This is a genomic window from Pseudoalteromonas sp. HF66 (assembly GCF_011806445.1).
Classification (GTDB): domain Bacteria; phylum Pseudomonadota; class Gammaproteobacteria; order Enterobacterales; family Alteromonadaceae; genus Pseudoalteromonas; species Pseudoalteromonas apostichopi.
The window spans coordinates 190,057-210,211 of record NZ_JAATOU010000002.1; the positions used below are offsets into that span (position 1 = coordinate 190,057).

Consider the following 20,155-nt stretch of genomic DNA (forward strand, 5'->3'; position numbering starts at 1 on the left):
CCTATTAGCCATTCATTTTAAGCATTTATAGCTCAACAACTGCATTGACTCCGCCACTAAATAAAATTAAAAATGATGCTAGGTAGCTACGCGTTAAGGCGTATTTACTGCTTTTCATTTTACAGTGGACTCCATTTCTTGTACTTTCCCTTACGTCCAAGAGCAACAGCGTTGGTGATTTCTTCACGCGGTGACCTTTCACAATAATTTAAGTATTCTTCTACTATTAATCCTGACCACCCAGGAGCTGCTGCTACGACCCAAAAATGAATACCTTGGTTCAAATCTTTTGCAGCAACGTAATTGATAATTTTTTCTATCTCACTATCACCCGGTATCATTTTTAGCATAGCCATTGCTCGAAAAGCCCCTTCAATGAGTGCCTCATTGCCAATATCAATAAGCTTAAATATTGTAGCAGTGTCTCTTTCATTCTCTGTAGAAAGTCTTACTATTGCATCTCCAATAGCGACGTAAAGCATAGTTGCTTTATTATCTTGCTTTACGAGTCCATTTAAAAATGGCAATGCTGGCTTATAATCACATTCACCTATAGCCATGATCATCTGATACTGTGTTTCCCAAGTCCTTTCATCATTGAGTTCATTCTCAAGCGCAGCCAATAAATACGGACCAGCGTTAATATCTTTTAGCTTCCGCAACTTCTTCGCTGCTGAACGACGTTTTTGGGATTTCTTGTCTCTCAGTTGTTCCATTATTTCATTCATTATTCAGCTCTTCGTAATACATATAGGGTAGCTAAATAATCGCTTTATAATGAACGTTCTAATTCTGTTGTTAGGTGTTCTCAGCATACTTCATCCTAAAAAGAAGCATAGCAAGCTTGATTCCAATTAGTACCCCAGCGCCTATAACGAGCGGGACTAGGCTTTCTAAGTAAAATGGAATACTTGAGATAAGCAATCGAGATAAAACAACAGCGCCTTGAACAAGCATTATATACGCAGCAAGATGAAAGAACTGAATTGGGTCTTTCAAGCTGAATGGATTGCGATTCCAATCAGGCTTGTGCCATACCTTCGCTGATAGAGGATTAACAACTTGCATGCCAACAACAAATAAAAGAGCCAAAAAGGTAAATACAAAAATAACACCTAATGCACTCAAATTGATAGCCGGGTTAGCCTTCGGCTCAAGCGGAGTAAATAGAGATGAGACTGCAATGAAGGATATTAAAGCAATACGAAGGAATTTCCATTTATTCATAATCTTTGCACTCAAGCATCAAATAACCAACACAATATAGTAGATAAATAATAAAAATTTAGCGCTTTAAGCACCTTCAAACTTTACTACACGCGAACGGCCATTCTCTTTAGCTAAATAAAGTGCTTTATCAGCATTATTTAAAAGCTCATCAAGTGAGATGCCGTCTTTACCATACACAGAAACACCTGCGCTAAACGACATGCCTATATATGAATCATTAGGTGTCATAAGCTTTATGGTATTTGTTGTTTGTAGTAGTTTTTCGGTATTGGCAAAACAAACCGTGTCTTTATTGTTTATTTGGATAAGGCAAAACTCTTCACCGCCAAATCTTACAAAATAACACGTATCATCAATGCTATCTTTTACATGCTTTGCAAAGGTGACTAATACTTGGTCGCCAAAATCATGGCCAAATGAATCATTAAAATGCTTAAAGTGATCAAGATCGATAAGTGAAACAGTACAACTAAATTCTTCATGTTTTGATTGTAATTGACTGAATTTTGCAAACAAGGCTCGCCTATTTGGCACATTTGTTAGTTGGTCAGTATGGCCAAGTTCAAACATTTGCTTACTGTAGTCTTCTAACAATGAGTTTGTTCTGTTAAACAAAAACTGGTTTCTCTTAAGTTCGGTTATATCCTCACCTTCAACAATGACGTTCTCCCCGACTGCATTTGCAGTAAACCTAAAAATATGACGATATGAAGCATCATTAATTTCTACTTCAAGCTTATCTGTATCATTTTCTAATAATTTTGAAATAATTAATTGTACTAAGCCTCTGTTAGTTGGATTGTTCGATGCATCTAGATAATGCTGTGCAACAAGTTGAAATGAGTTGTTTTGAAATACTTTCTTGTGTTCATTAGCCGAAAAAACAACGACAGGTAACTGCAAATAATTTAAAACAGAATAATCCGCGTTGTTTTGTTCTAATGGCATACGATAAAGTCTCGTTTTGTTTCAAGCTTAGCTATGACTTGCTTCGCGTCGTCTTCTGATATTCCTTGTTCAGAAAATGTAAGCGACAAGATATTTATCATTTCTTGCCAATCTTTAAGATTAATACCTAAATTTTTATGGGCTTGTGCTAGCTGTTCATCACTGATGTAATCAGGTCCACCCATTAAAGATGAGATAAAACTTGTTTGATGATGAATCAGCCTTTCCATATTGGTATTTTTAAAATGTGCATTAAGGGTTTCTGACTTCAAAATATTGTCATAAAACTTTTCTATGACGGTATAAATTCGAGAAAAACCACCGTATTTGATAAACAAAGAAGATTCCACACCGAGTCCTGTATTATCGATAAACATTTAACTAGCTAATAAGGCACCACAAAAGATGACAAGAAAGTCTGCAAGCTATTGATATTTAAATTATAGAAAGGAAAAGAGATTTTGCATTTTTTGAATAAGCAAATAATGGGATTATTCTCATTTGTTGCACGTGAATATTATTAGCCCCTCTTATATACCATATCTGTTGATTAAAAATCTCAAATTCAAAGATATGCTGAGATTGAAATTAACCCCAAAATTGTATGATGTGTTCTTATTGTGGTTAATGACTATCACAATGAATAATCACGTTCTACTTTAGCTATACGCGTTGTAAAGGCGCTGTACCATTTGTCTCTGCCGAGCTGTTGGGCGTTTAAGTGCTCAATGTTTTGTTTCCAGGCTTTTATCGCATCTAAGCTTTGCCAATACGATACCGTAATACCCAAACCATCACGAACAGACTCCATGCCTAAATACCCTGGTTGTTGCTCTGCAAGCTCAACCATTCTATTGGCCACTTCTTCATACCCAGCGGTATCCTCAGATAAGATATTCGTAAAAATTACGGCGTAATAAGGCGGTTTAGGTGTATTCGCAATCATGGCTATTACTTCGCTCTACTTGGTTCAAAACCATCATAGCATGGTATTTCTGCGTCAAACGTATCCCAGTTTGCTTTAGAACTTACAAAGTTATGGCTGATCGGACGCTCGTTTATATCGCTATCTAACAAACCTAAGCGAATACGTAAACGACTTGGGTCATCTTTGTTCTCACTATAAACTGGTGATCCACAGCAGCTACAAAAATAACGAATTCTACCGGGTTTAAATTCAAAGGCACTCAGATGCTGCTTGCCCTCTGTGAGGTTAAAACCATCTCGTTGAATAAAGCCATTGGTTGCGTAGGCTGTGCCTGAATTTTTACGACATAAAGAGCAATGACAATGAATAATTGAGTCTATACCACCAGCAATTGTTACTTTTACTTTGCTGCACAAACAACTTCCTTGATACATAGTCCCTCTCAGATTAAAGATTAATAGCCGCGATGCTTCCAAAAATCAGTGGCTGTACCTTCGGCTTCCTTTAATAAGTTAAAGGATTTATCGGCAATTATATGACCATTTAATTCAATAGTCATGCGCCAAATGCCAACTTTATTATCAACAGGTGCCCATATAGTATCACCTAAGTAAAACTGCCAATCGTTTGTTTTAACGTACTGTTCGCCCTCAAATGGTGGCATGATCTCGCCATCTTCATCTGGGATATCTGGATGGTAAATGCAAAACTTTATTTTTTGTCCTTTAGCCTTTTTAATGTTAACAATAAAACCAAATTCAATATCTAACTGTGCCGGAACGTCTGTTGTAAACTCGGTGATTTGAGGCAGGTCTTTCTCTTTTGCATCCCAATGGCTGTAAATGCCGTAACTTTCAATACTGATAATTGGTTTGGCTTTTGCCATCGTTGCAAGCGCTCCTTTTTAAAATGAGACGCCATTTTATAGTAGCAACACTAGCAGAACAAGATTGTAATATTATAGTAATTAGTTAATATACTTTATCCAGTGAGCTTCATGATTTTGAAAGCCGCATTTTTTTAACAGCTTAATACTTGCACTATTATTTGGATTAACTAAAGCCACCACACTGTTAAGCGGAGTCGCTACAAAGGTAGTCAGTTTGTCAAATAGCATTTCTAATACCTTTTGCATTATCCCCTTGCCAAAGAATTGCGATGACAATTCAAATCCCAACATACCTTGCTCGTTAATTATGTTAAATAGGCCAACACTGCCAATAACTTGCCCACTACTTCTTAAAACAATAACTAAACGAATGCCTTGTTGATTATAAAAACGTTCTATGTCGCCTTGAATAAAGTCATATACGTCACCTTTCGTTATGTCACTACTGTAATCATTAAACGATTGAACATGGGGATCTTTTAAAATACCCCAAATCGCTTGACAATCTTTATGACGAATGGGACGTAAGTCAAAGGCTAAGTCATCGTGGTTTGACACGTTAATTTCTTCTTTTTACTTTATGAGCTGGCATTATTGTCTTACTATAAATGCAATTTCAAGCAATTAGATTAAGTTCGATGAGTGAAGAATTTAAAGTAATCCAACCTACCACCACAGTCTACTGTAAAGAACGCGGCGAAGGCTGGACTTTAACAGGGATCACTAGTATTGATGAACACACTTCAGTGATGTTCGATGGTGTAAGGTATACCTTACCGGCCCGTGAAATTGTTGAGGTTTTATTACCACAACAACTCGAGCGCGAGAAAAACCAACAATAAAAAAAGCCAGCATCAAGCTGGCTTTTTCGTCTTTACAATTAACGTAATGCGTTAATACGCTCATCAAGTGGTGGGTGCGATGAGAATAACTCGGCAACACCTTTACCGCTTGCAATACCAAACGCCATCATTGAACCTTCTAGTTGTGATGGGTGGTTTTGTTTTAAGCGCTCAAGGGCACTACGCATTTTGTCTGCACCTACAAGTCTTGCTGCACCGGCATCCGCAGAGAACTCGCGTTTACGGCTATAGTAAGCAACAATCACACTTGCTAGAACACCAAATAGCATTTGGAAAATCATATCGAACAAGAAGTAAGTCCAGCTACTACCGCCCTCTTCTTCATCACTATTTAAGAAGTTATCAACAATACCTGCTAATACTTTCGCCATAAAGATAACAAAGGTATTCACTACACCTTGAATAAGAGTAAGCGTTACCATGTCGCCATTTGCAATGTGTGATACCTCATGAGCCAATACAGCCTCAGCTTGATCTTGGTTCATGTTGTGTAATAAACCGGTGCTCACAGCCACCAGTGAGTTGTTCTTGCTTGGGCCAGTCGCAAATGCGTTCATTTCAGGGCTATCGTAAATAGCCACTTCTGGCATCGCGATACCTGCTTTTTTTGCTTGCGCCGCTACCGTCGAAACTAACCATTGTTCTGTTTCAGAACGTGGCTGTTCAATAACATGTGCACCGGTTGATTTTTTTGCCATCCATTTCGACATAAATAACGAAATAAACGAGCCACCAAAACCAAATACGGTTGAAATAACTAAAATGCCGCCTAGACTGCGATGGCTAATACCCAGCACGCTCATCACAATAGACAACACAATACCTAACACTAGCATTACCGCTAAGTTAGTCAGTAGAAACAAAAATACACGCTTCATAAAAACCTCAGAATAAACATACCAATTGTATTAACTAACGACATGGTTAAAAATCGTTAGTTAATAAAATTATCTGGGCTTACTTCCGACTTAGTTTAAGACGTATGCAATTGGTCGCAAGGAACTAATTGCAACCAATTGTGACAGAGTATGTCAAAAGTAACAACTCAATTATTATGGGTTGATAGATAAAATTTCAAGTAAGGTTTTGTAAATTTTTAACTTAGGAGTGCCTTCTGTATAAGGACTAATCGCTAAAAGCGGGAAAGGTAATGTTGATTTTAAGGTTTCTAAATTTGCGTCTTGCTCACGCATGTTAGGATCTACATGATTTGCAATCCAACCCACACAATTGACACCAAGTGCTTTAAAGTGAGCAGCAGTTAATAAAGCATGATTAAGGCAGCCTAGCTTCAAGCCAACCACTAAAATAACATGAAGGTCTTGTGATTTAACCCAATCACAGAGCAAATCAGTTTCGTTGATAGGCAAACACCAGCCACCAGCACCTTCTGTAAGAATATAATCAGTATTGAGTGCTTTTACATTCGCATAAGCAGCATCGAGCTTGTCAAATGTGAGTCTATCGCCTACTTGAGCAGCGGCAATATGCGGTGCAATGGGCGGCTCATAAGTAAAGGGGTTAACAATGTTATATTTAACCCCAATCGATGAGCTTTCCATTAAAGTTAAAGCATCATCGTTAACTAGCTGACCAAATGCTTCTTCTGCACCTGCAGCAATAGGTTTAAAACCAACGGCACGCTGTTTATGTTGCGCCAGCAAGTTTAACAACAAACTGGTTACATGGGTTTTTCCAGCATCGGTGTCTGTACCAGTGATAAAAAATTCTTTCATTATTTAATTAATTCTATTTTTCTAGTTCTAAAAGGACAACTTGATAGCTCACTCTAGCATGCCCATCAACCAGAGGGTATGCCTTACAAACACTATTGAGGGCATGCCTCGTTAATAACCCTTGGCGTTTTTGCTTAGTTTGTAGTGATGTAGCGCCAATAGCTTTAATCGAACGCAGGGCTTCTAAGGGTGAATTATAGGTATCTATGTAACATCTATCGGCAGCAAAATTCAGTTTAAACCCCGCAGATTTTGCATACTCAATAACCTTATTAGCACAATGGAATTGATTAATATGACTTTGCTGATCTATACAACTAAATGCTTGTTTAATCTCTTTAAGCGATCCATCTACAACGCAACTTAAATAGACTTTTCCGCCTATTTTTAAAGAACAAAAAAGGTTTTTAAGCAGTTCTTTAAAATCAGCAGACCATTGCATTGCAAAATTACTAAATACACAATCAAGTGTATTTTGTTGTAAAGGTAAGTTATCCATATCAGCACACACTTTTAAACAACGCGGGCTTTGCTCTGTGCTTAGCATGGAATGACTTAAGTCCATTGCCAGTACAGTATCAAAATGTGTTTTAAGCATTGCCGTGTTAACTAAAGGCCCTGCCCCTAAGTCAAGGCAAGTACCCTGCTGATGCTTATTTGCCATCATTTTAAATAAGTGTGTAGCAGCTTGTTTTTGAACATTGGCATGACTTGCATAATTTGCAGCGGCTCTAGAAAACTTAGTTTGTGTTGTTAGCTTATTACTTTGACAATTTGTAGCGGCTTGCAGTTGAACAATCATAAACACTCCACTAGCGCATCAACCAGCTGTTTTATATCGTCAGGTTGATGCGCGCTACTTAAGGTGATCCTAAGTCGTGCCGTATTATAAGGTACCGTGGGTGGTCGAATAGCAGTTAACCATACACCTTTTTCTTTGAGCTTATTCGCAACGGCAAGTGTATGTTCTGCATCACCTAGAACCAAAGGTTGTATAGCCGTTGTTGATTCCATTAATGCTAAGTTATGCTCTTTAGCAAGCACTCTAAAGTAGGCAATATTCTCTATAAGCTGAGAGCGTTTCTCATCAGCCTTAATTAACTTTTCAAGTCGCTCAAGGGTACAACTTGCCATCAATGGTGACATCGCTGTTGAATAGATGTATTCACGATTATACTGCAGCATGTAATCAACCATTTGTTTTGACGCAAGCAGGCAAGCACCACTACTTGCAAGTGCCTTTCCAAAGGTGATAATTAATAAATCTGGCTTGATTACCTCACAACTTCCTAAGCCTTGCTCACCCAATACGCCAAAGCCATGGGCGTCGTCAATCATGAGCCATGCATCGTATTGTTTAGCAAGTTTAAACAGTTCTTCAATGGGGGCTTTATCACCATCCATTGAAAACACCCCTTCACTCACAATGAGTTTATGCTTTGCTTTTGACTTTTGTAGCCGAGATTCTAAATGCTTTAGGTCGTTATGATTAAAACGCACCATAGCAGCAGCAGAATGAAGGCCGCCATCAATTAAGCTGGCATGATTGAGCTTATCTTGAAAAATTGCCGATGATTGCGCCACGCTTTTATCTTGAAACAATGCTTTTAATACGCTGCTATTAGCACTAAATCCGCTATTAAATAACATCGCGCTTTCAAAGCCTAATAGCTTGCATAAACACTGTTCAAGCTGTTGCTGCGCTTTATTATAGCCATTCACTAGAGCAGAACTGTGGCTACCTAGTTGCTGCGCTTGTATTTCGATAAAATCATCAGCAAAGCCAAGGTAGTCATTACTGGCAAAATTTAAATATTGTTTACCAGCAACTTTTATAAAACGCCCGCTTGATTGCTCAACAAGTTGACGCTGTCTCAGTAATGCATCTGCTTGACGCTCTTCAAGATGCTCGGCAATAAAATCGAAAGCCATTTAAATGTTACGCTTCGTAAAATAGTTCTGATGTTGCTTTATCGGCAACTTTTGAAGAAAGCGATGCTGCAACCGCTTCATCAGAATAATCTTCACGGGTTTCTGGGTTCATACCTAATTTTTTAATCAGCATCATATCAGCGTCTGCTTCAGGGTTTTCTGTAGTCAGTAACTTATCACCGTAGAAAATTGAATTAGCACCAGCAAAGAAACACATAGATTGCATTTGTTCATTCATCGCAGTACGGCCAGCTGATAAACGAACATAACTTTTAGGCATCATAATACGTGCAACTGCGATAGTACGAATGAACTCAAAATGATCTAAGTCTTCTACATCTTCAAGAGGTGTGCCTTTCACCTTAACTAACATGTTAATTGGCACACTCTCTGGCTGTTGCGGCAAGTTTGCTAATTGCATTAATAAACCAAAACGATCAGCAGCCTGCTCTCCCATACCGACTATACCACCTGAACACACTTTCATTCCGGCATCACGTACATTATCAATGGTATTTAAACGGTCTTGATAAGTACGTGTTGTAATGATCTGTTGATAATACTCTGGCGATGTATCAAGGTTATGGTTGTAGTAATCAAGACCGGCGTCTTTTAATGCATGAGCTTTTTCGTTATCTAGCATGCCAAGTGTCATACAAGTCTCAAGCCCAAGTTCTTTAACTTCTTTTACCATTTTTGAAATATATGGCATATCTCGCTCTTTAGGGTCAGACCAAGCAGCCCCCATACAAAAACGTGTTGCCCCTTTTTCTTTAGCAACACGCGCTTGTTCAACCACTTTTTCTACTTCCATAAGGCGCTCACGGTCTAGGTCTGTTTTATAATGACCTGACTGAGGACAATATTTGCAATCTTCTGGGCAAGCACCGGTTTTAATCGATAACAAAGTAGAAATTTGTACTTCATTTGGGTTGAAGTTTTCACGGTGAACACTGGCCGCTTTAAATAACAAATCATTGAATGGCATTTCGAATAATGCTTTTACTTCTTGGTGAGTCCAATCGTGACGGACAACTGCGTGCTCCATAATAGTCTCTTTTTTAAATTATTAGGACGGTTTGATTGGCTTAGTCTACGACTTGACGTAACATTGTCAACGAATTGAGGTGATATAAAGTTTACATATGATTAATAAACAACCGGTAGATTTAGATTTTGATCGTGACCATATTTGGCACCCTTATACTTCTATGACTCAACCCCTTCCCGTGTATCCAGTAAGTCATGCAAATGCAAATCGTATTTTCTTAGAAACAGGTGAAAGCCTAATAGATGGTATGGCCTCTTGGTGGAGTGCAATTCATGGTTACTGCCACCCTGTTTTAAATGAGGCAATCACCAAGCAAGTTAGCAAAATGAGCCATGTCATGTTTGGTGGCTTAACTCATGAGCCCGCTGTTGAGCTGTGTAAAAAGTTGGTAAGTATGACACCTGCTTCACTTGATAAAGTGTTCTTAGCCGATAGTGGCTCTGTGAGTGTTGAAGTCGCAATCAAAATGGCTTTGCAATACTGGTTAAGCCAAGGATACACCAGCAAGCAAAAGTTAATGACGCCGCTAAAGGGTTATCATGGCGACACCTTCGCAGCCATGAGCGTTTGCGATCCAATAAATTCAATGCACAGCATGTATTCAGGGTTTTTACCTGAACATGTTTTTGTGCCGGCTCCTATTTCTAAATTTAATGAAGAGTTTAGCCCTGCTGAAGCGGATACGCTTGAAAGCTATTTTGCAGCTCATCATCAAGATGTGGCTGCTTTTATCATTGAACCCATTGTTCAAAATGCCGGAGGCATGATTTTTTACCATCCTGATTACTTAAAACACCTGCGCATTCTTTGCGATAAGTATGATGTTTTACTTATTTGTGATGAAATCGCCACAGGGTTTGGCCGCACCGGTACCTTGTTTGCTGTTGAACATGCCAATATCGAGCCAGATATTTTATGTATTGGCAAAGCATTAACAGGTGGCATGATGACGCTATCAGCAACATTAACCACCAGCAAAGTCGCTGTTGGGATCAGTGAAGGTGAAGCCGGCGTATTAATGCATGGCCCAACGTTTATGGGTAACCCGCTTGCCTGTGCCACAGCCTGCGCGAGTATTGATTTACTACTAGAGCAACCTTGGCAAGAACAAATTGAACACATAAATGACGTGCTAACATCCCAACTTACTAAATGTAAGCAACTCGATGCAGTCGTTGATGTGCGCACATTAGGCGCTATTGGTGTTGTAGAGCTTAATCAAAATGTTGATGTAGCTAAAATTCAACGCTTTTTTATAGAGCAAGGTGTTTGGATCCGCCCATTTGGCAAGTTAATTTATTTAATGCCGCCATATATAAGCAATGAACAAAGCCTAACGAAATTATGTGATGCTATTTTTGCAGCCATTGAACAACAAGCGTATTGAAGACATTAAAAAAGGAAGCTGCTGCTTCCTTTTCCTTTAAACTTTACCATTCAAACATATATGCCATTTTACTGATCATTCGAAGCGGTACTTTATGTTCACAGCGCTTGGCGTAAAGATGCTGCAATGATTTATCTTTAATTTCACCAACGATGACTTCTTTTACTTGATAACCCAATGCAGTGGCAGCTTGTGCGTAAGCGATAAATTCCCACTTTTTGATATTGGTGTTATCAACAATCACTAGCGGAATTTCTTCTGCTAAAGCATTAATAAAGCGCGCAAGGTTTAGATTATGATATTCAGGTAGCTTGTACTTATCAAATTGATATACACCTTCGCTATTGTAAAAATAATCATCTGTTGCGCACACTACATAGTCACTTTCATTACCTGCTACCAACTCATCAGCAAGGCTTTGTGCATAATATGATTTACCTGAACCTGGTAAGCCGCGAAGAATAAAAACTTGTTTCATAGCACCTGTTATACAAATTAATTAAAGACTAAAGGACAGTTATCCTGTTGAGAATTGTTAATAATGCCACAAAATAACCAATTAGCGCAGCGAGAATTTAAATAAACGCAAATTTTACGCAAAATATTGCTGCTATTTTATCCAATTGAAGAAAAACTACTAAAGAGTACGCCTGAATAGTTTTTTTATTTGATTTACGAAGGTAAGATAGTCGATTCAAGTGCAATGCACAGCATTATAATATTAGGCAACTTATATCATTGGAGTGAAGATGAGCCATTTAGCGATTTCAGAGCTATTAAAAGGCAAGGTTGCGGTAGACAGCCAAGTAACAGTAAAAGGCTGGATCCGTACACGCCGCGATTCAAAAGCAGGAATTTCATTTTTAGCCGTTCATGACGGTTCGTGTTTTGATCCTATTCAAGCGGTAGTACCTAATTCACTCAATAATTATGATGAAGTCACACGTTTAACTGCTGGTTGTTCAGTCTCAGTAACCGGTATCCTTGTTCCTTCAGCAGGCCAAGGTCAGTCTTTCGAGATTCAGGCTAACTCTGTTGAAGTATTAGGTTGGGTTGAGAACCCAGATACTTACCCTATGTCAGCTAAACGTCACAGCATTGAGTATTTACGTGAACATGCGCACCTTCGCCCTCGTACTAACATTATGGGCGCAGTAACTCGTGTACGTAACTGTTTAGCACAAGCGATTCACCGTTTTTATCACGAACAAGGTTTCTACTGGATCAGCACGCCTATTATCACTGCAAGTGACTGTGAAGGTGCAGGTGAAATGTTCCGTGTATCTACTTTAGATATGCAAAACTTGCCACGCACAGATAAAGGTGACATCGATTACAGCGAAGATTTCTTCGGTAAAGAAGCGTTCTTAACTGTATCTGGTCAGTTAAATGGTGAGACATACGCATCTGCAATGTCAAAAATCTATACCTTTGGCCCTACTTTCCGTGCTGAGAACTCAAACACATCGCGTCACTTAGCAGAGTTTTGGATGGTTGAACCTGAAGTTGCGTTCGCAGATTTAGAAGATATCGCAAAACTTGCTGAAGACATGCTGAAATATGTTTTCAATGCAGTATTAACTGAACGTCGTGATGACATGGAATTCTTTGCACAACGTGTAGAGAAAACAGCTATCTCTCGTTTAGAAGAGTTCGTTACAAAAGATTTCGCTCAAGTCGATTACACTGATGCTATCGAAATCTTAAAAGCATGCGGCAAGAAGTTCGAGTTCGCTGTTGAATGGGGTGTAGATTTACAATCTGAGCACGAGCGTTACCTTGCTGAAGAACACTTTAACGCACCAGTAGTTATCAAAAATTACCCGCGTGATATAAAAGCGTTCTACATGCGTCAAAACGAAGACGGCAAAACAGTGGCAGCGATGGATGTCGTTGCGCCGGGTATCGGTGAAATCATCGGCGGCTCTCAACGCGAGGAGCGCCTAGATGTACTAGACAAACGTTTAGAAGAAATGGGCTTAGATAAAGAAGACTACAGCTGGTACCGTGATCTGCGTAAATACGGTACTGTTCCACACTCTGGTTTTGGTTTAGGTTTTGAGCGCTTAGTTGCTTATGTAACAGGTATGGGCAACGTTCGTGACGTTATCGCCTTCCCTCGTACAAAAGGCAGCGCGACTTACTAATAAGTAACGCTAGATTATTTAAAAGCCGCTTTCGAGCGGCTTTTTTGTGTGTAAATCATTAAAAATTTTAAAAAATTACAGTCTAAAGAATTAGCAAAGCCAGACATATTGCCTATATTGATAAGAAGCTAACTATTAAGGAGTTTGTGTCTACTATGCTATTTCGCTCTATGAAAGCCCTTTTGCTATCTACAACCCTTATCTCTGCACATAGTGCGTATGCAATTGAAGAAAATATTAATTCGAAACCAATTTTTATTGCAGGCTCAACCACAGTGACAGAATTATTAGTCGATATAAAAGATGACTTAAGCCAAGAGTTTGGCAATAGCATACAAATTAGACCGATGGGCAGTGATAAAGGCATTAAAGCCATTGCCGAAAATGTTATCGATATCGGCACCAGCTCCCGTTATTTATCAAAAGAAGAACAACAACGCTGGCCTTTTTTGCGGCAAATTATCATAGCCCAAGATGCAATCGCATTTTTTGTAAATAAAAACTTAAACATCACTGAACTTACCACTAAAAAGCTAAGCGATATCTACCAAGGTAAACTAAAGGCGTGGTCTGAGGTTTCACCTTATACACCTGAGCTTAGTGCAAAAAATGATGAGATCCTGCTTTTTAGTAAAGGCACTAACCATGGCAGCTTTGATGTATTTTTAGAATATCTAAATTTAGATTATATCCAAGAACCTGGCAGTAACTTTATACGCCTAAAAATAGCGGGTAACAGAGGTTTATTTTCAGATAAGAAAGTTGAGCTTTACGATCAGTTCAATCAAGCACTGGGTATAGTGCAACGTATACCAAATGCCATTGCCTATGATTCATATGGTGCTATCAGTAAATTAGAAAATGACAGACGCATTAATAAGGTTGCTTTACTACAGATTGATGGTGTTAGCCCTTCAGTCGAATCAATTCAAAATGGCGATTATGCCTTTGTTAGGCCTCTTGTGCTTATTGTTAATACACAATCACCACGCTCAAAAAAGATTGGTAATAGGCTCGATGTAATTGTTAAATCACACAAGATACAACAGAAGCTGCTTGAGTTTGGTTACCTTCCGGTAAAACAGTAATCTGAAGATATAATACCAACCCGCAATAATACTTAATCATTTTGAGGGATTAAACCTGTCGCTAACTGCGTTAAAAATTTCTCATTTAGAACAACTAAATAACGAAATTTTTGCCTTGTTATCAACAAGGTTTTATTGCCTCAAAATAGACTACTTAATTAAGCGGATTTGTATAAAACGAAAAAAAGCTGCGCACCGAAAAGGTGAACAGCTTTTAACAACCAGAATCGTTATGGGTTACAGAGCACTTTCTAGCTCTGGTAACACATCAAATAAATCCGCAACTAAACCGTAGTCAGCGACTTGGAAAATTGGTGCGTCAGGGTCTTTATTGATGGCAACAATCACTTTAGAGTCTTTCATACCCGCTAGGTGTTGAATTGCACCACTGATACCCACAGCAATATATAGATCTGGGGCAACAATTTTACCTGTTTGACCCACTTGCATATCATTTGGTACAAAGCCCGCATCTACAGCGGCGCGTGAAGCACCAATGGCTGCGCCTAGTTTATCGGCAATACCATTTAACAACGCAAAGTTTTCACCATTTTGCATACCACGACCACCAGAAATAACCACAGGTGCAGCAGTCAGCTCTGGACGTTCTGATTCAGTTTGTTCTTCTGATACAAACTCGCTCAGACCAACTGAACCTTTACCTGTAACACTAGTTGCAGCTACAGGTGCTTGCTCTGGTGCAACATCAAAGCTACTTGCACGAACGGTAATAACCTTTTTGCTATCAAGTGATTTTACTGTCGCAATTGCATTACCAGCATAGATAGGACGCTTGAAGGTATCAGCATCAATCACATCAATGATTTCAGAGATTTGAGCGACATCAAGAAGTGCTGCAACACGCGGCATAAAGTTCTTACCCGTTGTTGTTGCGCTCGCGACAATGTGTGAATAGTTATCTGCTAAAGATAAAACCAGATCCGCGACGTTTTCAGCTAGTTGGTGTGCATAAGCTGCATCATCTGCAATTAAAACGTTGCTTACACCTGCAATTGACGCTGCTTGCTCACTCATTGCAGATAAGTTTTCACCTGCAAGTAATAAATCTACATCAAAGCCTAGTTTAACAGCAGCTGTAACCGTTTTATTGGTTTCAGGCTTTAGAACACCTTTGTCGTGTTCGGCTATCACTAATGTTTTCATTTAGATCACCTTCGCTTCTGTTTTTAACTTTTCTACTAATGTCGCTACATCTTCTACAACAATACCGCCGCTGCGCTTTTCTGGCTCGTTAACTTCAACCAATTGCACGCGAGGAGTAAGGTCTACACCGAGACTATCAGCGGCAATAACATCAAGCGGTTTACGCTTAGCCTTCATAATGTTTGGTAATGAAGCATAGCGTGGCTCATTTAAACGTAAGTCTGTGGTAATGATAGCTGGGAGTTTCAGCGCAACAGTTTGTAAACCGCCGTCTACTTCACGTGTTACATTAACCGTACCTGCTTGTACGTCCACTTTAGACGCAAAGGTACCTTGGCCACGACCAGTTAATGCAGCAAGCATTTGCCCAGTTTGATTGTTGTCAGAGTCAATCGATTGCTTACCTAAAATAACTAGCTCAGGTGATTCTTGCTCTACAATCTTGCTAAGTAATTTAGCAACATGCAAAGACTCAAGCTTTTCTTCTGTTTCAATATGAATGGCTTTATCAGCACCAAGTGCTAACGCTGTACGTAATTGCTCTTGAGATGATTTATTACCAATAGTCACAGCAACAACCTCAGTGGCAGTTCCTGCTTCTTTTAAACGAATAGCTTCTTCAATTGCAATTTCACAAAACGGGTTCATCGCCATTTTCACATTAGCTAAATCAACATCCGTTTTATCGGCTTTAACGCGTGCTTTGACGTTGTAGTCAATTACTCTTTTAATTGGAACGAGGACTTTCATCGTGACTCCATCAATTGTGTGTTCTCAAAGTTAACCTTCGCGTCAACTTATTTATTTTATGAATTCAGACTACTTCCTGTTGACGTAAACGTCAACCTAAAATAACCTTAAAGTATTCACAGCCTGTAACGTTTCATTTGCAAGTATGAAATAAGGTTCTTTACAGCAGGTCCGTCACCGAGAAGAGGTTAATATGGTCGAACGCGAAACCATGGAATTTGATGTAGTCATCGTAGGCGCAGGCCCAGCAGGTTTATCAACTGCAATTAGATTGGCTCAACAAGCACAAGAAAAACAACAAGAATTAATGATCTGTGTGGTAGAAAAAGGCTCTGAGGTGGGCGCACACATTTTATCGGGTGCCGTTTTTGAGACTAAAGCACTCGATGAATTACTACCTGATTGGCAGTCATTAGGCGCTCCCGTTACTACTAAAGTAACTCAAGATGACATTTACTGGTTCAATAACAGTGAGAAAGCCACTAGCATCCCCCACTTTGCTAGTCCTAAAACTTTTCATAACGACGGTAATTACATAGTTTCTATGGGTAATGTGTGTCGCTTTTTAGCCGAGCAAGCTGAAAATTTAGGTGTAGAAATTTTCCCAGGGTTTAGCGCGCACTCTCTAATCATTGAAGAAGATACAGTTAAAGGCATTATTACCGGCGATATGGGTCTTGATAAAGACGGCAACGAAAAAGATGGTTATATGCCAGGTATGGAGCTTAGAGCTAAATACACCGTATTTGCTGAAGGCTGCCGCGGTCATTTAGGTAAAGAGCTAATCAAACACTTTGCCCTTGATAAAGATGCGTCACCACAGCATTACGGTTTAGGCTTCAAAGAAATTTGGCAAATCGATCCAAGTAAACACAAAGAAGGCACCGTAGTACATGGTACAGGTTGGCCGTTAACAGGTGATACCAGCGGTGGTGCGTTTATGTACCACAGCGACAACAACCAAGTTGTTGTTGGTTTAATTGTTGATCTGAACTATTCGAACCCGCATTTGAGTCCGTTTGATGAATTCCAACGTATGAAACATCACCCTATTTTTAAAGATGTTTTAGAAGGGGGCGAACGTATAGCTTATGGTGCTAGGGCTATTGCAAAAGGTGGGCTGCGCTCATTACCAAAAATGCACTTTCCGGGTGGTTTACTCGTGGGCTGTGATGCTGGCACATTAAATTTTGCCAAAATTAAAGGTAATCATACGGCAATGAAGTCTGGCATGGTCGCAGCTGATGTCATTTTAGAAGCCCTAGGTGATGGTAAAGAAAATGCTGATTTAGCTGAATATAAAACAGCCTTTGAACAAAGCTGGGCTTATAAAGAGCTATATCAATCGCGGAACTTTGGCCCTGTTATGCATAAACTAGGTAAGTTCTTAGGCGGTGCTTACAATACGCTTGATCAAAACCTATTCGGTGGCAGCTTACCGTTTAATTTTGAAGATAACATGCCAGACCATGCCACCTTAGTCACTGCTGATCAGGCTGAAAAAATCGACTACCCGAAAGCAGATGGCAAACTTAGCTTCGATAAACTATCATCTGTGTTTTTATCAAATACCAATCATGAAGAATCGCAGCCATGTCATTTAAAGCTAAAAGATAACTCGATTCCCATCAAAGTGAATTTGGTACAATTTGATGAGCCTGCACAACGCTACTGCCCTGCTGGTGTTTACGAAGTTCAGGAAGTCGAAGGTGAGAAAGAGTTTGTTATCAATTCGCAAAACTGTGTTCACTGTAAAACCTGTGACATAAAAGACCCTAGTCAAAACATTACTTGGGTAACCCCTGAGGGAGCTGGTGGACCAAACTACCCTAACATGTAGTAACGCACGTTACTCATTTAATTAAAATTTATCCTAAATTGCAGGGGCTTCGGCCCCTTTTTTAGGCTATGCTGAAAATGTCGTGATTTATTATAAAAGTGAGTAAAGTATGCCGTCTTCAAGTGTAACCTTTCGTTTTTTAGCTGAACCTACCGATGTAAATTTTGGCGGTAAGGTTCATGGTGGTGTGGTAATGAAGTGGATTGACCAAGCTGGTTACGCCTGTGCTGCTGGTTGGAGTGGTCATTACTGCGTTACAGTCTCTGTCGCAGGCGTGAAGTTTCAGCGCCCTATTTTGGTTGGCCAAATAGTCGAAGTGAAAGCAAGTATCGCCCACACTGGTAAAACAAGCATGCAAATCTTTATTCAAGTACGCTGTGGCGATCCAAAAACACAAAACCTGGTTGAAACCAATCATTGCGTTATTAGTTTTATTGCCATGGATGAAGCGGGTTACCCAATTGAAGTGCCTTCATATACAGCAGTAACAGATGAAGAGAAGAAAATCGAAAACTATGCGATTAAAATGAAAGAGATCGCGATTGAAACAGAAACCCTTTTGCAAAAAGCGTAAAAATACAAAACAACGCGAATTTAAAATCTGCACTTAGTAACTTCTACAGAGCACCCTGAAATTGTTACGACTGCCAAACTGAATGCCTGATTACAGTTTCAACAACCTGTTCAAAAAAACGCTTAAAAAAGCCTAAAAACAATACTTTAGGCTTTGTTTTTGCGTTGGCATTGTCATTGCAACACTCCTTGTGAATGACGCGAAACATTCGTTTATTTATTTTTTAAAGGAGCTATTAAATGATTAAAGCAATTTCAATTTCTGCACTTTCTTTAGCACTACTGGGTTTTAACAATGCAGCACATGCAGATATTACCGAAATGGATTCTCCGCGTATTTATACCGGTATCGGCTATGGCCAATATTCTTTCGAGTTTGAAGATAGCGAAAATGACACTGACTTCGATGACGACTCGCAAATGCTAAAAGGTTATATTGGTACTCAGTTTAATAAGTATCTTAGCCTTGAACTTGCATACCAAAATTTTGATGAAGTAAGTGATATCGATTCTAAAGCTGAAATTGACGGTGTTTCTCTTGCGGCACGCTTAGCAGCACCAATTACTGATAACTTTTCTGTTTATGCTAAAGGTGGTTGGCTAGAGTGGGACGCTGAAATTGAGCAAGATCTAGGCGAGCTTGGCAGCATTAGTGCTGACACAGATGGCGGCGATGTATTTTATGGTGCAGGTATTGAGTATGCTTTTACAACAAACGTGCAAGTACGTTTAGAATATGAGCGCTATAAGTTAGAAGATGACATTGACCCAGATATGGATGTAGCGTCTGTATCATTCCAATACATGTTTTAATTTAGACTATACAGTCTAAATATTTAAAAGGCAGTCTCGACTGCCTTTTTTTGTGTTTGCATGTAAAATGTCGTTAGATTTTCTTAACGACATTGCACAATGAGCGAATACCAATTAACCGCCGTCGGCCACATTCAATCTCCATACAAACAAAAGTTTGCTATACCTCGCCAACCTCGCTTGGTTCCTGAAGCTAAAGCAAAGCTAGTATTTAGTAGTGATTTTAATCGTGAAGAGTTTGTACGTGGTCTCGATGAATTCAGCCATATTTGGTTATTATTCAGATTTCATGAAACCGCTGATAAAGGCTACTCAGCAATGGTTAGACCCCCTCGCCTTGGCGGTAACGAACGAAAAGGCGTATTTGCAACACGTGCCACCTTCCGTCCAAATGCAATTGGTATGAGTGCTGTAAAACTTGAAGGTATTGAGTATAAAAATGGTCAGTTAAGCTTATTACTATCAGGTATTGATTTACTCGATGGCACACCAATTTTGGACATTAAGCCTTACCTGCCGTATTCAGATGCAATGACCGACGCCACCGCTGGTTTTGCCGATACCCGACCAGAAACAGATATGAGTGTCGAGTTTAGTGATGAAGCTCTTGCGTTTATCGAAAAACAAACCGAACAACCTGAATTAAAAGCCTTTATAAGCAATGTATTAAAGCAAGATCCTCGCCCTGCATACAAAAAGCAACGTGACTCAGAGCAAAGCTACGGTATGACCTTATATGATTTTAATATTAGGTGGCATGTTCAGGATAATCATAATACAGTGACCAGCATTGAAAAATGCTAGTTTTTTAACACT

Annotated in this window: 24 protein-coding genes; 8 read left to right on the plus strand and 16 right to left on the minus strand. The window is 39.3% G+C overall.

Annotated elements, in window-relative coordinates:
* Positions 1 to 119: 119 nt before the first annotated feature.
* From HCZ11_RS03680 to HCZ11_RS03715, 8 genes are all read right to left on the minus strand, one after another.
* Positions 120 to 728, minus strand: a complete 609-nt coding sequence (locus tag HCZ11_RS03680) for a HEAT repeat domain-containing protein (RefSeq protein WP_167657687.1) — start codon at positions 726 to 728, stop codon at positions 120 to 122.
* Positions 729 to 798: 70 nt separating this feature from the next.
* Positions 799 to 1,227, minus strand: coding sequence for a hypothetical protein (locus HCZ11_RS03685; protein WP_167657688.1), 429 nt, complete (start codon positions 1,225 to 1,227; stop codon positions 799 to 801).
* Positions 1,228 to 1,293: 66 nt separating this feature from the next.
* Positions 1,294 to 2,178 carry a GGDEF domain-containing protein gene (locus HCZ11_RS03690; RefSeq protein ID WP_167657689.1) on the minus strand — a complete coding sequence of 295 codons (885 nt, stop codon included), beginning with the start codon at positions 2,176 to 2,178 and terminating at the stop codon, positions 1,294 to 1,296.
* Positions 2,169 to 2,528, minus strand: a complete 360-nt coding sequence (locus tag HCZ11_RS03695; RefSeq protein WP_063529751.1) for a group 1 truncated hemoglobin — start codon at positions 2,526 to 2,528, stop codon at positions 2,169 to 2,171. The genes HCZ11_RS03690 and HCZ11_RS03695 overlap by 10 nt, the downstream gene beginning before the upstream one ends.
* 284 nt (positions 2,529 to 2,812) lie before the next feature.
* Positions 2,813 to 3,124: an antibiotic biosynthesis monooxygenase gene (locus HCZ11_RS03700; RefSeq protein ID WP_175580369.1), complete on the minus strand. Its 312-nt coding sequence runs from the start codon at positions 3,122 to 3,124 to the stop codon at positions 2,813 to 2,815.
* Between the two features lie 5 nt (positions 3,125 to 3,129).
* Positions 3,130 to 3,540, minus strand: a complete 411-nt coding sequence (locus tag HCZ11_RS03705; RefSeq protein WP_167657690.1) for a GFA family protein — start codon at positions 3,538 to 3,540, stop codon at positions 3,130 to 3,132.
* 20 nt (positions 3,541 to 3,560) lie between these two features.
* On the minus strand, positions 3,561 to 3,992 hold the full coding sequence (locus HCZ11_RS03710) for a DUF3859 domain-containing protein (RefSeq protein WP_167657691.1): 432 nt from the start codon (positions 3,990 to 3,992) through the stop codon (positions 3,561 to 3,563).
* Between the two features lie 81 nt (positions 3,993 to 4,073).
* Positions 4,074 to 4,553 carry a GNAT family N-acetyltransferase gene (locus HCZ11_RS03715; protein ID WP_167657692.1) on the minus strand — a complete coding sequence of 160 codons (480 nt, stop codon included), beginning with the start codon at positions 4,551 to 4,553 and terminating at the stop codon, positions 4,074 to 4,076.
* An 80-nt stretch (positions 4,554 to 4,633) separates the two neighbouring features.
* Between HCZ11_RS03715 and HCZ11_RS03720 the strand changes: the two genes are divergently transcribed.
* Positions 4,634 to 4,837: a hypothetical protein gene (locus HCZ11_RS03720; protein WP_054561447.1), complete on the plus strand. Its 204-nt coding sequence runs from the start codon at positions 4,634 to 4,636 to the stop codon at positions 4,835 to 4,837.
* A gap of 38 nt (positions 4,838 to 4,875) precedes the next feature.
* Here the strand turns inward: HCZ11_RS03720 and htpX are convergent, their stop codons facing one another.
* From htpX to bioB, 5 genes are all read right to left on the minus strand, one after another.
* Positions 4,876 to 5,736, minus strand: coding sequence for a protease HtpX (gene htpX / locus HCZ11_RS03725; RefSeq protein ID WP_167657693.1), 861 nt, complete (start codon positions 5,734 to 5,736; stop codon positions 4,876 to 4,878).
* Positions 5,737 to 5,910: 174 nt separating this feature from the next.
* Positions 5,911 to 6,594, minus strand: coding sequence for a dethiobiotin synthase (gene bioD / locus HCZ11_RS03730; RefSeq protein WP_167657694.1), 684 nt, complete (start codon positions 6,592 to 6,594; stop codon positions 5,911 to 5,913).
* Between the two features lie 13 nt (positions 6,595 to 6,607).
* Entirely contained in the window at positions 6,608 to 7,396 is a 789-nt protein-coding gene (locus tag HCZ11_RS03735; protein ID WP_130051529.1) for a methyltransferase domain-containing protein, read from the minus strand.
* Positions 7,393 to 8,526 carry an 8-amino-7-oxononanoate synthase gene (locus HCZ11_RS03740; protein ID WP_167657695.1) on the minus strand — a complete coding sequence of 378 codons (1,134 nt, stop codon included), beginning with the start codon at positions 8,524 to 8,526 and terminating at the stop codon, positions 7,393 to 7,395. Before HCZ11_RS03740 ends, HCZ11_RS03735 begins: the two co-directional genes overlap by 4 nt.
* Positions 8,527 to 8,533: 7 nt before the next feature.
* Positions 8,534 to 9,574 (minus strand): biotin synthase BioB, encoded by a 1,041-nt coding sequence (gene bioB, locus HCZ11_RS03745; RefSeq protein WP_054553903.1) that lies wholly within the window; start codon positions 9,572 to 9,574, stop codon positions 8,534 to 8,536.
* A 97-nt stretch (positions 9,575 to 9,671) separates the two neighbouring features.
* Between bioB and bioA the strand changes: the two genes are divergently transcribed.
* A complete protein-coding gene (bioA, locus tag HCZ11_RS03750) occupies positions 9,672 to 10,964 on the plus strand; it encodes an adenosylmethionine--8-amino-7-oxononanoate transaminase (RefSeq protein ID WP_167657696.1) in 1,293 nt (430 codons plus the stop codon).
* Positions 10,965 to 11,007: 43 nt separating this feature from the next.
* Here bioA and HCZ11_RS03755 read toward each other — a convergent pair whose 3' ends face one another.
* Positions 11,008 to 11,442, minus strand: a complete 435-nt coding sequence (locus HCZ11_RS03755; protein WP_130051532.1) for an AAA family ATPase — start codon at positions 11,440 to 11,442, stop codon at positions 11,008 to 11,010.
* 271 nt (positions 11,443 to 11,713) lie between these two features.
* On the opposite strand from HCZ11_RS03755, the gene asnS reads away from it, so the two are divergent.
* Both asnS and HCZ11_RS03765 read left to right on the plus strand, forming a co-directional pair.
* On the plus strand, positions 11,714 to 13,111 hold the full coding sequence (asnS, locus tag HCZ11_RS03760; protein WP_130051533.1) for an asparagine--tRNA ligase: 1,398 nt from the start codon (positions 11,714 to 11,716) through the stop codon (positions 13,109 to 13,111).
* 155 nt (positions 13,112 to 13,266) lie between these two features.
* Positions 13,267 to 14,199: a substrate-binding domain-containing protein gene (locus HCZ11_RS03765; RefSeq protein ID WP_167657697.1), complete on the plus strand. Its 933-nt coding sequence runs from the start codon at positions 13,267 to 13,269 to the stop codon at positions 14,197 to 14,199.
* Between the two features lie 237 nt (positions 14,200 to 14,436).
* Here HCZ11_RS03765 and HCZ11_RS03770 read toward each other — a convergent pair whose 3' ends face one another.
* Together HCZ11_RS03770 and HCZ11_RS03775 are read right to left on the minus strand one after the other, a co-directional pair.
* A complete protein-coding gene (locus tag HCZ11_RS03770) occupies positions 14,437 to 15,363 on the minus strand; it encodes an FAD-binding protein (RefSeq protein ID WP_130051535.1) in 927 nt (308 codons plus the stop codon).
* On the minus strand, positions 15,364 to 16,113 hold the full coding sequence (locus tag HCZ11_RS03775; RefSeq protein WP_167657698.1) for an electron transfer flavoprotein subunit beta/FixA family protein: 750 nt from the start codon (positions 16,111 to 16,113) through the stop codon (positions 15,364 to 15,366).
* A 193-nt stretch (positions 16,114 to 16,306) separates the two neighbouring features.
* Between HCZ11_RS03775 and HCZ11_RS03780 the strand changes: the two genes are divergently transcribed.
* The 4 genes from HCZ11_RS03780 to tsaA all read left to right on the plus strand — a co-directional run bounded on the left by HCZ11_RS03780 (position 16,307) and on the right by tsaA (position 20,143).
* The gene (locus HCZ11_RS03780) at positions 16,307 to 17,953 is read left to right on the plus strand and encodes an electron transfer flavoprotein-ubiquinone oxidoreductase (RefSeq protein ID WP_167657699.1); all 1,647 of its coding nucleotides are present in this window, start codon (positions 16,307 to 16,309) and stop codon (positions 17,951 to 17,953) included.
* Positions 17,954 to 18,062: 109 nt separating this feature from the next.
* Entirely contained in the window at positions 18,063 to 18,527 is a 465-nt protein-coding gene (locus HCZ11_RS03785; protein WP_054561436.1) for an acyl-CoA thioesterase, read from the plus strand.
* A 239-nt stretch (positions 18,528 to 18,766) separates the two neighbouring features.
* Complete coding sequence (locus HCZ11_RS03790) at positions 18,767 to 19,339, plus strand: outer membrane beta-barrel protein (protein WP_130051538.1); 573 nt, start codon at positions 18,767 to 18,769, stop codon at positions 19,337 to 19,339.
* Positions 19,340 to 19,438: 99 nt separating this feature from the next.
* Complete coding sequence (tsaA, locus tag HCZ11_RS03795) at positions 19,439 to 20,143, plus strand: tRNA (N6-threonylcarbamoyladenosine(37)-N6)-methyltransferase TrmO (RefSeq protein WP_167657700.1); 705 nt, start codon at positions 19,439 to 19,441, stop codon at positions 20,141 to 20,143.
* Positions 20,144 to 20,155 lie beyond the last annotated feature (12 nt).

What these genes read in the sequence shown, in the direction of transcription:
- HCZ11_RS03680 (WP_167657687.1), bottom strand. Translation starts at nt 728, where the DNA reads ATGAATGAAATAATGGAACAACTGAGAGACAAGAAATCCCAAAAACGT.
- HCZ11_RS03685 (WP_167657688.1), bottom strand. Translation starts at nt 1,227, where the DNA reads ATGAATAAATGGAAATTCCTTCGTATTGCTTTAATATCCTTCATTGCA.
- HCZ11_RS03690 (WP_167657689.1), bottom strand. Translation starts at nt 2,178, where the DNA reads ATGCCATTAGAACAAAACAACGCGGATTATTCTGTTTTAAATTATTTG.
- HCZ11_RS03700 (WP_175580369.1), bottom strand. Translation starts at nt 3,124, where the DNA reads ATGATTGCGAATACACCTAAACCGCCTTATTACGCCGTAATTTTTACG.
- HCZ11_RS03705 (WP_167657690.1), bottom strand. Translation starts at nt 3,540, where the DNA reads ATGTATCAAGGAAGTTGTTTGTGCAGCAAAGTAAAAGTAACAATTGCT.
- HCZ11_RS03710 (WP_167657691.1), bottom strand. Translation starts at nt 3,992, where the DNA reads ATGGCAAAAGCCAAACCAATTATCAGTATTGAAAGTTACGGCATTTAC.
- HCZ11_RS03720 (WP_054561447.1), top strand. Translation starts at nt 4,634, where the DNA reads ATGAGTGAAGAATTTAAAGTAATCCAACCTACCACCACAGTCTACTGT.
- htpX (WP_167657693.1), bottom strand. Translation starts at nt 5,736, where the DNA reads ATGAAGCGTGTATTTTTGTTTCTACTGACTAACTTAGCGGTAATGCTA.
- bioD (WP_167657694.1), bottom strand. Translation starts at nt 6,594, where the DNA reads ATGAAAGAATTTTTTATCACTGGTACAGACACCGATGCTGGAAAAACC.
- HCZ11_RS03735 (WP_130051529.1), bottom strand. Translation starts at nt 7,396, where the DNA reads ATGATTGTTCAACTGCAAGCCGCTACAAATTGTCAAAGTAATAAGCTA.
- HCZ11_RS03740 (WP_167657695.1), bottom strand. Translation starts at nt 8,526, where the DNA reads ATGGCTTTCGATTTTATTGCCGAGCATCTTGAAGAGCGTCAAGCAGAT.
- bioB (WP_054553903.1), bottom strand. Translation starts at nt 9,574, where the DNA reads ATGGAGCACGCAGTTGTCCGTCACGATTGGACTCACCAAGAAGTAAAA.
- bioA (WP_167657696.1), top strand. Translation starts at nt 9,672, where the DNA reads ATGATTAATAAACAACCGGTAGATTTAGATTTTGATCGTGACCATATT.
- HCZ11_RS03755 (WP_130051532.1), bottom strand. Translation starts at nt 11,442, where the DNA reads ATGAAACAAGTTTTTATTCTTCGCGGCTTACCAGGTTCAGGTAAATCA.
- asnS (WP_130051533.1), top strand. Translation starts at nt 11,714, where the DNA reads ATGAGCCATTTAGCGATTTCAGAGCTATTAAAAGGCAAGGTTGCGGTA.
- HCZ11_RS03765 (WP_167657697.1), top strand. Translation starts at nt 13,267, where the DNA reads ATGCTATTTCGCTCTATGAAAGCCCTTTTGCTATCTACAACCCTTATC.
- HCZ11_RS03770 (WP_130051535.1), bottom strand. Translation starts at nt 15,363, where the DNA reads ATGAAAACATTAGTGATAGCCGAACACGACAAAGGTGTTCTAAAGCCT.
- HCZ11_RS03775 (WP_167657698.1), bottom strand. Translation starts at nt 16,113, where the DNA reads ATGAAAGTCCTCGTTCCAATTAAAAGAGTAATTGACTACAACGTCAAA.
- HCZ11_RS03780 (WP_167657699.1), top strand. Translation starts at nt 16,307, where the DNA reads ATGGTCGAACGCGAAACCATGGAATTTGATGTAGTCATCGTAGGCGCA.
- HCZ11_RS03785 (WP_054561436.1), top strand. Translation starts at nt 18,063, where the DNA reads ATGCCGTCTTCAAGTGTAACCTTTCGTTTTTTAGCTGAACCTACCGAT.
- HCZ11_RS03790 (WP_130051538.1), top strand. Translation starts at nt 18,767, where the DNA reads ATGATTAAAGCAATTTCAATTTCTGCACTTTCTTTAGCACTACTGGGT.
- tsaA (WP_167657700.1), top strand. Translation starts at nt 19,439, where the DNA reads ATGAGCGAATACCAATTAACCGCCGTCGGCCACATTCAATCTCCATAC.